This is a genomic window from Candidatus Leptofilum sp. (assembly GCF_965223525.1).
In the GTDB taxonomy this organism is placed as follows: Bacteria; Chloroflexota; Anaerolineae; order Promineifilales; family Promineifilaceae; genus Leptofilum.
Genome location: NZ_OZ245005.1, coordinates 1,524,064 through 1,537,980, shown reverse-complemented (window position 1 = coordinate 1,537,980; position 13,917 = coordinate 1,524,064). Strand labels below are relative to the sequence as shown.

At 50.2% G+C, this 13,917-nt stretch carries 6 protein-coding genes; all 6 read right to left on the bottom strand.

Annotation, left to right across the window (positions count from 1 at the left end; all coding sequences use genetic code 11):
* Nucleotides 1-36: 36 nt before the first annotated feature.
* The gene (locus ACOQPM_RS23665) at nt 37-4,773 is read right to left on the bottom strand and encodes a MupA/Atu3671 family FMN-dependent luciferase-like monooxygenase (protein WP_420630860.1); all 4,737 of its coding nucleotides are present in this window, start codon (nt 4,771-4,773) and stop codon (nt 37-39) included.
* Nucleotides 4,774-5,497: 724 nt separating this feature from the next.
* Nucleotides 5,498-7,987 carry an alpha/beta fold hydrolase gene (locus tag ACOQPM_RS23660; protein ID WP_420630859.1) on the bottom strand — a complete coding sequence of 830 codons (2,490 nt, stop codon included), beginning with the start codon at nt 7,985-7,987 and terminating at the stop codon, nt 5,498-5,500.
* 99 nt (nt 7,988-8,086) lie between these two features.
* Nucleotides 8,087-10,621 (bottom strand): condensation domain-containing protein, encoded by a 2,535-nt coding sequence (locus tag ACOQPM_RS23655; RefSeq protein WP_420630858.1) that lies wholly within the window; start codon nt 10,619-10,621, stop codon nt 8,087-8,089.
* Nucleotides 10,622-10,636: 15 nt separating this feature from the next.
* Nucleotides 10,637-11,806, bottom strand: coding sequence for an acyltransferase (locus ACOQPM_RS23650; protein ID WP_420630857.1), 1,170 nt, complete (start codon nt 11,804-11,806; stop codon nt 10,637-10,639).
* A gap of 235 nt (nt 11,807-12,041) precedes the next feature.
* Complete coding sequence (locus ACOQPM_RS23645; RefSeq protein ID WP_420630856.1) at nt 12,042-12,281, bottom strand: acyl carrier protein; 240 nt, start codon at nt 12,279-12,281, stop codon at nt 12,042-12,044.
* A gap of 223 nt (nt 12,282-12,504) precedes the next feature.
* Nucleotides 12,505-13,836 carry an NAD(P)/FAD-dependent oxidoreductase gene (locus ACOQPM_RS23640; RefSeq protein WP_420630855.1) on the bottom strand — a complete coding sequence of 444 codons (1,332 nt, stop codon included), beginning with the start codon at nt 13,834-13,836 and terminating at the stop codon, nt 12,505-12,507.
* Between the last annotated feature and the right edge of the window lie 81 nt (nt 13,837-13,917).

Below are 13,917 nucleotides of genomic sequence, written 5' to 3'. Positions count from 1 at the left end.
CCGTAGCTGGGGGGAGGGTTAGGGTGAGGGTGGTTTTTACCGTACGCGCTGCCGTCTTTGGCGACGCTGCATCATTTTTTCGCGGCGGCTGGCGGCGCGGTCTACGCTTTGCTCAACCGCTTTTTGGGTGCCGTTGCTGCCGTTATCTTCATTCAGGTAATCTGCCAATGAACGAATGGTGGGGAAGCGGAACATATCGGTGATCGAAATTTCCTTGTCCACCACTTCTTTTAGCTGGCGATGCGCCTGCACGGTGAGTAGTGAGTGGCCACCCAGATCGAAGAAGTTGTCGTTGAGACCAACCTGTGGCACGTTCAGCAACTGCTGCCAAATTTCGGCAATCTTCTGCTCCAGGTCATTGGTGGGTGCGACGTAAGCGGTTTGCGGCTCGACCAGCACCTGGTCTGGCGCGGGCAATGCTTTGCGGTCGGTTTTCTTGTTGGGCGTCAGCGGGAAGCTGCTCATCGGTACGTAGGTAGCTGGCACCATGAATTCTGGCAGGTCTGCACGGAGTGCTTCTTTAAGGGCCGCGCTATCCAGCTTCTGCCCCACCTGCGTAATCACGTAAGCGACCAGCCGCTTGTCGCCGGGGGTATCTTCGCGGGCGACAACGACGGCCTCACGCACGGAATCTTGGGCATTTAGCAATGCTTCTATCTCGCCTAGCTCAATGCGGTAGCCGCGCAGCTTCACCTGGAAGTCGGCACGTCCGAGGAAGTCAATGTTGCCATCGGCACGGTAGCGAGCCAAGTCACCAGTCTTGTAGACAGTTTTCAGCGATCGATTATCAGTAATTAGTTCGCTTTTCACCGAATACTGATTACTGATTACTGGCAACTGAACAAACCGCTCGGCGGTGAGTTCAGGTCGGTTGTGGTAGCCGCGCACGACGCCGTCGCCGCCAATGTAGAGATCGCCAGCTACACCAATAGGGACGGGCTGCATATTGGCATCCAAAATGTAAATTTGGGTGTTGGCGATGGGTTTGCCGATGGGAACGGCCGTTTCCTCACCCCCCACCTCATAAGTAGAAGACCAAATCGTTGTTTCGGTAGGACCATACATGTTGATGACCCGCCCCGGCACAATTTGCTTAAGCTGCTGTGCCAATGCGGTCGGCAATGCCTCGCCACCGACCATCATCGTTTGCACCTTGCCTAGAGCCGTTACGTTGCGCTCGTCCAGCAGCAACATGCTAGCCATGGATGGCGTACATTGGAAGTAGGTTACGTTGTGCCGCTCAATCTGGGCGGGAATAGAGAAATCTTCAGTAGCCAGTTTCGGTTCAGCTAAACTCTTGAGTTCGTTTAGCCGATCCAAATTCCCCAGCACTTGGGATGACGGTACGCCAAAATCAATCAGGCAGGCAATGTCGTCTACATCAATTTCTTTGAGGCGATTGACCATGTGCAGCGCAGAGCGCGGTGTGCCGAAGAGTCCGCTGGTCTCAAAGTAACGCTCGAAGGCAAAGTTGAGCAGCGCGTCCACATCTTCGGGAGTCAGTTCTTCTTCGTCGAACACCTCGAAGGGGCTTTTGCCAGTGGCAGCTGCTTTTTCCTTGAAGGTGGGGAAGTGCCAGGCAGCAGCACGCACTAGATTCATGGCGCTGCTGAGATATTGCTTCATCGGTTCGCGCACAGTTTCGCGCACTTCGTCTACGTCATCGCCAATGAAGGTGTGCAGCATAAGGGAGACGGTGCCTTTGCCGGGATGTCCGGCTGCTTCGTATGCTTCGCGGTACACCTTCACTTTTTCAGCCAGTTCCTCAACGCTTTGCCCCAGCAAGTGGGTGAGGATGTTGTAGCCGTTGGCGCCAGCTTCACGGAACGTTTCGGGGTTGCCTGCGGCCGTTACCCAAATGGGCAGCTCTTTTTGCACGGGATGGGGAAGGGTTTTTACTTCCACATCCTTGCCCAAATCGTTTTGCATCGTAATGCTGCCACCGCGCCACAGCTCTTTGACCACTTCAATGTCGCGGAACATGATCGCTTTGCGCTCAGCGTAGTTGCCGGGGCGCAGGACAAAGTCATTAGGCTGCCAACCAGCGGCGATGGAGAGGCCGACACGGCCGTTTGAAATGTTATCTACCACCGACCACTCTTCAGCCACACGGATGGGGCTGTGTAGGGGCAGCACACAGCTACCAGAGCGAATCTGCACGTTCTCGGTAATGGCGGCAATGGCCGCGCCTGTTACGGACGGATTGGGGTAGAGGCCACCAAATGCGTGGAAGTGGCGTTCGGGAGTCCAGACGGCCGAAAAGCCGTGTTTATCGCCAAATTTAGCCCCTTCCAGCAGCAGATGGTATTTGTTGGTCACGCCTTCTTCGCTCTCGTCGCTGGAGAAGTAGAAGAGGCTAAAGTCAATATGTTTGTCGTTTTTAGGTGGTTCAGGAACGGCCGTTACATCTTCGCGCGTCTTGTCATCAAAAATGACGACTTTGAAGCCCCGTGCCAGCGTCCAGAACAGCTCCAAAACGGAGATGTCGAAGGACAGGCTGGTGACGGCCAGCCAGGTTCCCGGCGGATCGTGAGCGATGCCCCCATCGCCAATGCGCTCATCCATGCCCACGAAGAAGTTGACAGCGTTGCCGTGCTCCACCATCACGCCTTTGGGCTTGCCGGTGGAGCCGGATGTGTAGATGACGTAGGCTAAATTGTGCGCTTCGACGCCGCTGAACACATTTTCGCCGCTTTGCTCGGCAATCTGTGCCCAATCGGCATCTACGCGTACGACCTGCGCCTGGTGGTGCGGCAGGCTGGCGACAAGATGCTTTTGAGTGAGCAGGACGGGCGTGGCGGTGTCTTCCACCATAAAGGCCAGCCGGTCTTTGGGATAAGTAGGGTCAAGCGGAAGATAAGCTCCCCCCGCCTTGTGGATCCCCACCAAAGCCACCATCATCTCGATGGAGCGTTCCATAAAGACGCCGACGATGGTGTCTGGCACGATGCCTAAATGACGCAGATGACGAGCCATCTGGTTGGCACGATGGTTAAGCTGACGGTAAGTAATCTGCTGGTCTTCGTAAACGAGGGCAATGGCATTCGGCCGTTCGTCTGCTTGCGCTTCAATAAGTTGGTGAATACAGGCGGTGGCATCGTAAGCCACCTCGGTACTGTTCCAATCCACCAGCAGCCTCTGGATTTCTGTCTCAGAAAGAATGGCTGTCTCGGACAATGTGCGGCTACCATTTTGGGTGGCGTTTTGCAGGAAAGAAGCAAACTGGGTTTGCATGGCTTCGATAATTTCCTGGCTGTAAACGGCCGTGTCGTACACCCAGGTCACGCTGCTTTGATCTGGCGTTAGCAACAGTGCCAATTCGATGCCGGGCAACGGCGTGAATTCAGCCGCAGATTTCGCGGATTGAACGAGGACCGGCAGCAATGCGCTGTCTAGCTTGGTTCGCAACGCTTCTAAATCAGGCTGGCGCAGGAAAATGTCACGGTTGAACGTTTTGCGCTTGCTTGGCAGCATGTCCAGGTCAGCTTGCAATGCTGCGACTGTGTCGGCAACGCTGGCGTTGCCATCGGTTTTTACCTGGAAGGGTACCTGCGTGGCAAAGTAATTAGCAAAATCGCCAATTTCAGCGGCCAGGGTGGGCAGGCTCACAGCGATGTCAAAATTATTGCTGCCGCTGAGGCGAGCCAGGTAGGCGGCAAAAGCAGCAATGAGCGATTGGGCATCGCCAGAAACACCAGCGGGTAGCGGCATCGTGGCTGTCTCATAGGTTTGGCCAACGGCCGTATTGCTGCGGTCAGCGTAGGGCAGTTCCACAGCGCTCATTTGAGCCAAACGGCGCAGCCAATACCCTTCTTGCCGCACAATGGTGTCGTTTAGCGCGGTGAGGTCGGCAATGGTGGCGGCATCCAGGTTGGCGAGCTGCTGATTGACGCTGAATTCGGTTGGGGAAACGGCCGTGCCGTCCAAATTTTGCAGGCCAGAAAGCACAATGGAACCGCTGCTGGTGGCAACGGTGACTGATTCGTCATCTACAGAAATGATGGTGCCGGGAGCGGCAGATGTGGCTTCGCTTGGTTTTGCGGAATTGACGATGAGGAGACGGCCGTTTGCGTTCAGCTTGGGCAGTGCCAGAGGATTGGCATAGCTGCCAAATTGTAGCGCATTGATTAAAGCGACCAGCTTTTCAGCAGGCTGAGCCCAATTCAATGTGGCAGCCGCAGCCGGGCGATCATATTTGCCAAAGTAAGTTTGCTCGGCTAGATTTTGGGCACGCGGCTGCAAGCTGCTGTTTTCAATCCCTTCTACCAATTCAGCAAAAGAGGCGATGCCAGCTTCATAGGCTTTTACATTGAGGGTGAAGGCAGTTTCACCTTCAGCAATGTTGAACAGTTGCTGAACGAGAATATCCCCCTTGTCAATGCCGCTCCGCATTTCGTGCCAGGTAACCCCGTGTTGCGCTGCCTGGTGCAACAAAGCCCAAGAGGTAGCGTAAAGCCCTGCAAACTTAGGCAAAGGCCCATCGTGGAAGTTGATGGCTCCTTTTTGGGGCAACGTCAAAATCTCATCCGGGACGATTCGCAAGTTGGTAATGCTCAGAAAATAATCAAAGGCTGGCTGCTGCGCTAATGTACCTGCCAATGCCTTGCCCGGGACAAAAATTGGCAACGTTTTTTCGCTAGCCCAATTGGTAATAGCTGCAGATTTGGTGATCACACCGCGCACATCATGTCCACGCTCAAGTAGAATCTCTGTGCACTGAATCAATAATGATTCTTCTCCCATCACAAAACAGCTAAATACATTTCCACTCATAATACAAATACCTACCTAGATAGATGATTCAAAATCAATAAACAAAATCTGCCCGCTTCTTAAAATGGACAGATCAAAGCCAAACTTTTTAAATCTTAATTGGCGAGGCTCACAATCATCAGGGGACTGGGTGGGATGAAATTCTGGCTTCTTTTTGAGGGCACCTGCGCTATTTGGGAGCTAGTACTGAAGCAAACTTCTTTTGACGAGTAGCACTTACGGAACTTTGCTTCAGTTCAACTGTTCCGACTTGATGTGATCTCCGTCAAAAATTGTTTGCCGGAACAGTAGGTACACTGGCCAGTTGGCAACGATGGTTTTTTAACTGCGTTTTCCTGATGTTCATAGTCTTCTCGACGAAACGCATTTTGTATCCAGATTCATTATGGGGTTTGGCAACGGCCGTTTACAATAGGCTTCTTGTCTTAACCAGGAAAATAGTCTTTTCTTGTCTCCAATTTTTCCACAATGAGATTGGGTTTATACCCTTAAAACACAACCATTTTTTAGCCCAGAATTCTTACGATTAGCCTTTCACGCTTGCCGTGATGAACGGCCGTTTGTATCCTCAAAAAAACAGCGAATTACAGGAGTATCAAATTGCATAAAAAATTTATGAAAAGTTATTTTGTCGCGGTGTAGCTTCTTAATGAGACATGCGATTTCTCACCTTATACTGGGGCTGTTTACTGGCTAGAAGAAATCGCATGTTTGTATAGTTTCGTTATTTTTTGAGTTCTAAGACAAATGCGTCGGCCAGGTTTTGCACGAATGGTTCGTCCATAATTTGGTTGTGATTGCCGGGCAAAATGCACACATTGACACTTGTTGAAACTCGCTGCCAACCCATGAGCGGGTCTTTGGTGTCACGGTACATGTCCTGATACCCCTCGGTTGATTTGAAGAGCGTTACTGGCCCCGGATACCGCTTTGGCACGTAACAAAAGAAAGCGCGGTTATTGATGTGGGTAATTTTTTGAACGCGTGCATCTTCTTTTTGCTTAGTTCCTGCACGCGCTTGTGGGTTTTGCTTGTTTACCTGTTTTGTCAAACGGTATTTTTGGTTTCTTAATACCTGCCGAATACCAACCCAAAAGCGATGGCGATTTTGGACAAACAGCTGCTGCTCTTTTTGTGGGGAAAACCGTAAAAGGCGAGCGGCTAGTTTGGTACACAGGCGTACCCACTTTAAGGCAGGGTGTTGTGCGGGCGTGTCTATAATGCCCACAAAGCTGATTTTGTGACCTCGGGCAACGAGCTGTTGAGCCATCTCAAAAGCAACGGCCCCACCCATTGAGTAACCGCCTAATTGGTACGGGCCTTCTGGCTGGTGGGTTAGCAATGCTTCAACATAACGGGCCGCCATCTCTTCAGTGGAACCGAGTGGCTGGGTTTTACCATCTAGCCCCTGAGCCTGAAAAGCAAATACAGGTTGCGTATCTGGCAGATACCGCGCCAATTTGGTGAAAATGAGTACGTGGCCGCCACCGCCATGAACGAGATAGAGTGGCTTCTGGTCGGCCGCTCCTTCCTGGATGGTCACAAGGGTTGGCCACGCTTCGGCACCAGTTTGCTGACGCAGCTTTTCGGCTAAAGCGGCAATTGTGCCTGCTTCAACCAAGGTTGCCAGTGGCAAATATTGTCCGGTTAGCTTTTCTATCTCGGCAAAGAGGTTCATTGCTTGCCAGGAGGTGCCGCCCAGATCAAAGTAGTTGTCGTAAATGCCGATACGGGGAGCGCCGAGGGTGGCTTCCCAAATATTTTTTAGGTCAAGCTCCAGACGGTCACGGGGCGGCACGTAGGCGGTGGTGTTTGATTGGGTGGCTTCTGGTTGAGATGTGGCCGTTTGTAATGCGGAATAGGGTAATTCAACCTTGGTCAGCTGGGCTTCCCGGTCTGTGAGGAAGCTTTCGAGCAAGGCATTGAACATGGCGATGGTTGTTTGTTGTTGCTGCTCGGTAAAAATATCTTGATGAAAATCAAACTTGACCTTAAAGGTGCCGCTGCCTTCAAATTCATGGACGTGTATGGAAAAACTTTCGGTGCCCTGGCCTACATGCAAATGTTCTTGCCTTACTCGTTGGCCGTTGTAGGTGAGCAACGGCCGTCTATGGTAATTGAACATGATATCGTGAGCTTTGCTGTTGAGCGGAATGCTAGAACCATATTGGGCAAAGCGCATGACCCCGCGTGTCTGCTTCTTCAGCTTTTGTATCAGCGAGGTTGGCGTTTCCCCTGGATCAATATCTACCACAAAGGGGCAAAGCTCCATGAGCAAACCGATGGTTTGCCGAAACGCTTGCGTGGGCCGATTGTGCATGGGGGTTAAAAAGGTGAGGTGCTTGTTCCCGGTAAGATGATAAACCAGGGCAAAATAAAGCGCTGCCAATATGTTGAACAGGGTCAGCTCCTCGGTGAGATCGCGGAACTCTTCAACAGCGGCCAATTCAGCCAGTTTTTCAGTAACTGCCGGTTCCAGCTCAACGGTTTTTCGGATCGTGTGCGTGCCCTTCTTACGAGTGCGTTGCCCAAAAAAGTGAAGCGGCACCGCATCTTCTTGCAACCTTTGCTTCCAATATTTGTCAGCGCGTTGACACAGTGCAGATTCCCGAAATTCTTGCTCGTACTCCCGATAAATTTGGTAAGGCGTAATGGCCGGAGGCTGGCTATTTTCAATAGGGTCCAACAAATTTTCATAGGTGCGTGCGACAACCTGGTAGATAAAAAATGAAGAAGCGGCATCAGCAATGATGTGATGCTGGTTCATCAACCATAGATGTTGGTCATTTTCAACCTTTGCTAGGGCAAACTGTACCAAGCTTTTTTGTAAGTCAAACGGCTGGCAGGCAAGCTCCTGGAACCACTGGCGTGCGGCCGTTCGTGGATCAGGCGTCGTTGTAAAATCTTGAATTTGCAGCGGCACCTCAACCTTTGGTCGAACAATCTGCTGGGGAACGCCATCTACATTTTGAATGACCGTTCGCAAAGCATCGCTCTGCTCAAAAACAGCCTGAAGCGCATTGCAGAACAACGCCGTGTTGAAGGCTCCGGGAATTGCAAACATAATTGGGGCAGCGTACAGGGGAATATCTGGCCGCAGTTGATGCCCAGTCCAGTACAGCATTTGCATTCGAGTTAAATTAGTACGGGTGTACATATCACTCGATGCTTCCGTTTGAGAAACGGCCGTTGGTTGAACAATATCTGTCTGCATTCAGGTTGCTAATTCTCGCTCCATCGTCTGACATACGATGTCAAAAACCCTATATCTCTCGTCTGAACAACAAGCAATGATGGCCAAGCCTGCTAAATCCTAGCGTTCTAGCTCCATTTTCTGCGCGTTTCGCACCTGGTCTAAGCTGTCTTGTAAATCTTGGGCCAACTGAATGACATGCGGCTTGTGCAGCATGCTGCTATGTGAGCCAGAAACGGTTCGCACCGTAATTGGCCTGTTGACATAATCAATCCATTCATTGGCATGATTGCCAGGGTTTAGCAGGGGGCGACTCTGCGCTTCGTATACAATAACCTCGCCATCGTACCCGGCGTGCGTGTAATGCTGCAGCGCATCAATATGAGATTCAATCAATTTTTGCCGATATTCAGGCAAATCATCTGCCTGATCAATCACATCGGTCGCGGTCACGCCCTCATCTACAGATTGAGAACGGGCTTTTTGCCAGAGCGAACGCAAAGCCACACGCCCTTTGCGCCGAATGCGAGAGGCTATTTCACCACCCCCCAAACGCATAAATTCACGCAGCCAGTACGGGCTGTTTCGCACAAAATCAATGAGGAAACGGCCGTTCAGCGGCGCACGTTCACTCAAATCTGCCGGTGGGGGATCAATGACTGTTAAAATCGGCACTTCCTCTCCGGCTGCTTGCAACTGGCGTGCCACCTCGTAGGCAATGTCGCCGCCCATGCAGTAGCCGCCCAGGTAGTACGGGCCTGTTGGCTGCACTTGCCGAATTTGCTGCAAGTAGTAGGCTGCCATCTCGTCCAGGCGATCAAATGGCTCTGCTTCCCCATCCAGCCCACGCGCCTGGATGCCGTAAAACGGCTGGTCATCGTCCATCAAATCAGCTAAATCTTTTAGCCACAAAATATCCCCTGTGACTCCGTGAATGCAGAAAAACGGCGGCTTGCTGCCTTTGCTGCGGATTGGTACTAAGGAAGTCCAGGTCTCACGATCTCCCCCTTGCCGCATCAGGTTGGCCAGAGCCGCAATTGTGGGTGCCTGGAACAACGTTGCCAGCGGCAGGTTGCGTCCAGTGACTGATTGCAACTCGGTAAACAGGCGAACTGCCGTCCAGGAATTGCCACCTAGATCAAAAAAGTCATCGAGGATGCCGATCTTTTCTACGCCGAGTACAGCTTGCCAAGCATCAGCCAATTGCTGTTCTAGCGCATCACGCGGGGCAACAAACGCTGCTTTGGCGGGAGCGGTTGTTCCATTTTGGAATTCGTCATTGGTCACGGCTGTTTGGAAAACGGCCGTTGGCAAATTCAGCTCCTTCAAAGGCAGCTCAGAATTTGCCAAATAAGCGCCCAGCAACTTCTCAAAAATATCCAGCGTCAGTTCACGTTCAGCCAAGGTAAAGACATCTTCATGAAAATCGAAGAAAAAGGTCAGCGCACCGTCTGCCTCAAATTCATGAATGTGCAGGGCAAAGCTATCGCTGCCAACCCCCGGATGCACCAACTCCTGCGTGACAGGTGCATCTCCAAAATGCAGTTCCGGACGGTGATGAAAGTTGAACATCAGATCCAGCAGGTTGTTTTGCAAAGCAACGGCCGAACCATACTGATAATGCACCAGCGTACGCTGGAGTGATTTGCTGATTTTCTTGGTTAGGCTGGCAAACGTTTCGCCTTCCTCAAAGGTGACAAGCAGCGGGGCAATTTCCATTAGCAGGCCAATGGTTTGCTTCATCGCTTCGGTGGGTCGGTTGTGGAACGGCATCATGGTGGCCAACCGGTCATTGCCCGTCATAATGTGTAGTTGGGCAAAGTAGAGCGTCAGCAGCACATTCAGCATGCCCAAATCATGCGTCATTTTGATAACGCCGGGCCGCTGGACAGTATCCTTTATTTGCTGTGACCGCTCAACGTCTAACGGAACCCGAATACGCTGCACGTTGTGGCTTTTCTTCTTGGGGGAACGGCCGTAAAACTTCAAAGGCTCAACACCGTCAGCCAACGCTTTTTGCCAATATGCCGCAGATTTTTGATAGCGCGGAGAGGTACGATACCCTTGTTCAAATTCATAAAAGGATTCAAACGTCGGCAATTGTGGCAACGCGCCCATCTGATCGCTTTCCAACGCCCCAAAATAGTGCGCCATGACATGATCATACACCAGGTAAAAAGACGCTGCGTCTGATACAAGGTGATGTTGATTGACAAACCAGCAGTAATCAGCCTCGGCCAGCTTCACCAAAACCACATCATAAGCGCACTTCCCCAAATCAAGCCTCTGACGCCGCCGCTTCTCAACCCACTGATGCCAGTGTTCTTCTGGATTGGCTTCGTTAGAAAAGTCTAGCAATTGCAATGGCTGAGGTGGAGCATCTAACACAATGCGCTTTGGTACACCCGCTTCCTCTCGAATGACGGTGCGGAGTGCATCACTCTGCTCAACAATTTTGGCAAATGCCTCGGCAAAAATGGCTTCGTCCACAGGTGCTTGCCAGCGGAAGGTAACAACCACATTAAAGAGAGCAGTGTTGGGTCGCAGGCTTTGCCCCACCCAATAAATCATCTGCAATTTGGTCAGATTAGAGTTGGTATAAATGTCCTCCGGCAGTGCCGATGGCCTGTTTTCTACAGTCGTTGAAGCCTGCATTCAGCGATTTCTCCTCTAACCAAACGAATATTTGTATAGCTTTTTGGCAGGCGAGCGGCTGACTGCCCACATTAACAAAAGCGGTACGCCCAGCGCGCTCACAATCATGATGGGCTGGTACAAAATCTGGTATCCAAGAATCCAGGGGGTAAAGCGGAACATAAGGGTTCCCACCAGCTCTAGCACCTGCTCATGAATCAGATAAATGCCAAAGGCTTTGGCACCAATATCCATAATTTGCGGGGTGTAGGGCAGCTTGAGCTTTTTCACCGACAGCATCGCCATCATGAACAGGCCAGCATAAATATTGGTTGTGTAGGTGGAGAAGAAGTCAATCCACGGCTGGCCAGAGGCTGCCAGCAGAACTTCAAATTCCACCAGCGACAACAGGTAAAATAGAACAGTGCCGAAAACAAGTTTATTTTTATGGCGCACAAAAAATGGCTTAAAGTCGCCGATGTGGAAGCCAAAGACAATGCCCAGGGCAAACCAAAAGAGACGACGAGGGAAGAACCACAGCGGTGTGAGCTTGATCAAGGTGGGTACGACGGGTTCGCCCAAACCAAAAAGCTGGAGATAACGCAATGTCTCTACAAAGATCATGAGTACGGCCGTACCTATCAACAAACCTTTCCAACGATTTTTAGCCAGCGGCACCAAAATTGGAGAAAGTAAATAAAGTTGGATAAGTAACGGAATGTAATAATAGGAGCCAGTCGCGCCACCTACTAACAGTCGCCGTATGTATTCCCATGCAGTAAGGTAAATATTGTCAGAAAAATAAACACGATTATAGAAGATCGCTTGACCCACAAATATGATAATTGACCAAACCAGGTATGGTATGGCCAATCCCACAACTCTAGTTTTAAGGATTGGCCATTTTATGCGGGCATCTTTGCGCCCGGCGGCAAAGGCAATGAAATAGCCAGATACCATTAAGAATACCGGCACCCCAAAGGCAATAAATCGGCGAACGACTGTAAGACCCCAATAAGTTGGAGAATGAACCTGATCATAGTTGGGGCAGCGCACAGGTGGGGTTAGGTCTTCACAAGTAGTTGCTACCTCTGGGCGATACCGCCAGGCCAAATCAAATGTTGCTTGATACCCAAAGGTGGCTGAATGGTTCAGGATTAAACCCAAAATACCCAGTCCCATGAGCAGTAAAAATCTTCTGGTCATTTAGGATTACATCCTTTAGGAATAGATCCTTGTGGAACTAAGAACCTGAGGCAGTAGATTTGTTTCATCTAAAATACCTCAGGTTCAGACTATGCGATTCGGCTGCGATGGCTGTGGTTGTGGGGGATTGCTGGAATCGCGGATAGATTTCGCTGTCGTCCGTTTTGTTGGGAATGAGTACCTTGTGGCTAGACGGCCGTTTCAAAGACAGTAACTCATTCCCTTCAATCAAACTTTAGCTTTGGGAAGCCACGTAATCAGACATGGATTTCACACTTTGAAAGTTATCAATCGTCACGTCTTCGTCCGGTACTTCGATACCGAATTTTTCTTCTACAAATGAAACCAGGCGCAAAATACCAAGAGAATCAATGATGCCAGCAGCCAACAGATTTTCGCTCTCATCTAGCTCATTGCTAGCACCATTCATCAATTCTTCGCGGATGTATTCTTTCAAAACTACAGATGCGTTCATATTTTTGTCTCCCATTTGGATTTAATAAGGCCCAGAGAATTTAACGATTACTACTCTGGTAATGTGCCAATAATTTAGCAACGAATTCTTTAGAAAAGTCTTACAACGTTAAGGAAAATTATTGATTGAGGAAAATTGAGTTTTTACTTTTCGGTGACTAAACCATTGTTGAAAAATCCAGGGGCAAAGTCACCGAAAAGCAATAAAGTGCATATATTTATATTTATACGTTTAACGTGTCCAGCACCCGTGCCTTACCGGACATGATGCCGTCAGCAAAATCCTCTTCCAGAATGCCAGCCTGCTTAGCCATTTCGTGGAAGTTTGTGGAGCGGTTGGAAATATCGGAGGCTACCAACATCATTTCTAACTCAACAAGCGGCATTGACTTCATCAAATCAATGACGAGGTCTGGATCAACACCATCGCCACCATAATCGCCCAGGGCCAGCGAACGGGAGAAGCCATAGTGTTGCTGTAGACGTCTTTGGAGTAAACGGCCGTAATTTTCTGCGCGGTCAGGACGTCTGAAGGCAGATTCAGCAGCCCAGGCACAAACTGATGCGGAGTAGAAAGCCGCTTGACAGCCGTGCGAGAAGATCGGGTCTACAAAGGCACCTGCATCCCCAATACAGCCAAAGTTCGGGCCTGCTGGCTTGGTGGAGTAGAAGGAGTAATCTGGTCGGAATGCCATTGAACCTTCTTGATAGGTGGCATCTTCCAGCAGCTCCTTAAAGTAAGGAATATTACGAACTGTGGACAAGAAATAAGGCTCCATTTCCTTTTTGCCCATGCGCTTTACATTGCTAGTATTAATGATCAACCCAATGCTAATTTTGTCTTTTAGCTGAATATGCCAAGCCCAACCATCATCGTGTGAGGAGATAAAGGTAACTGGTGCAACCTTGCCAATGCTTTCTGTACCGTAGCTACTGCCATCTACACCAATATATTTACCGCCGGTGAAATAGCCCCACATACCTAGGAAGGTACGGTGGCCTTCAACGAGCCGACGTGATTTAAACTGTTTTGCCAGAATAGAGCTGTTGCCAGAAGCATCAATCACATAACGGCACTGGATTTTGCCAGCCCCGCGTGTACCATCTTGCATACTGTGGTAGCTAACAATTGGTTTTGGATCAGAAAAATCAACACCCTTAACGCTTACTTCTTCAAATACCGTTGCGCCCTCAGATTCTGCATGTCTCAGCAGGACGTCATCAAATACATCCCGCTCTACATGCAAGGCTGGCCGATCGTAACCAAAAGCCGAGAACGAAAATTGATGAATACGGCCGTTCCAAACTGTAATCCCACCGGCCTTGGCCAAAAAATCTGCCGCTTCAATTTTGGACGTCACGCCAGAATGATCCATGAACTTCCAAAAATGCGGAATCAAGCTCTCGCCAACCATCGGGCGGGGAAAGCGAGCCTTTTCAAACAACACAACCTCGTAACCACGTTGAGCCAGCAAGGTAGCTGCATGGCTGCCAGCCGGGCCACCGCCCATGACGACTACATCACAGCTTTTTGGGATATTTCCATTATTTACCATTTTTTTCACCTTTTCTTTAATAGGTTTAGGTTAACTTGAAATTTTTATTGGGCTTCTACCCACTAACTAACAATCTTCGGA

Excerpts from the sequence above, each read along its gene's own strand:
- ACOQPM_RS23640 (WP_420630855.1), bottom strand. The coding sequence starts at position 13,836 with ATGGTAAATAATGGAAATATCCCAAAAAGCTGTGATGTAGTCGTCATG.
- ACOQPM_RS23665 (WP_420630860.1), bottom strand. The coding sequence starts at position 4,773 with ATGAGTGGAAATGTATTTAGCTGTTTTGTGATGGGAGAAGAATCATTA.
- ACOQPM_RS23650 (WP_420630857.1), bottom strand. The coding sequence starts at position 11,806 with ATGACCAGAAGATTTTTACTGCTCATGGGACTGGGTATTTTGGGTTTA.
- ACOQPM_RS23660 (WP_420630859.1), bottom strand. The coding sequence starts at position 7,987 with ATGCAGACAGATATTGTTCAACCAACGGCCGTTTCTCAAACGGAAGCA.
- ACOQPM_RS23655 (WP_420630858.1), bottom strand. The coding sequence starts at position 10,621 with ATGCAGGCTTCAACGACTGTAGAAAACAGGCCATCGGCACTGCCGGAG.
- ACOQPM_RS23645 (WP_420630856.1), bottom strand. The coding sequence starts at position 12,281 with ATGAACGCATCTGTAGTTTTGAAAGAATACATCCGCGAAGAATTGATG.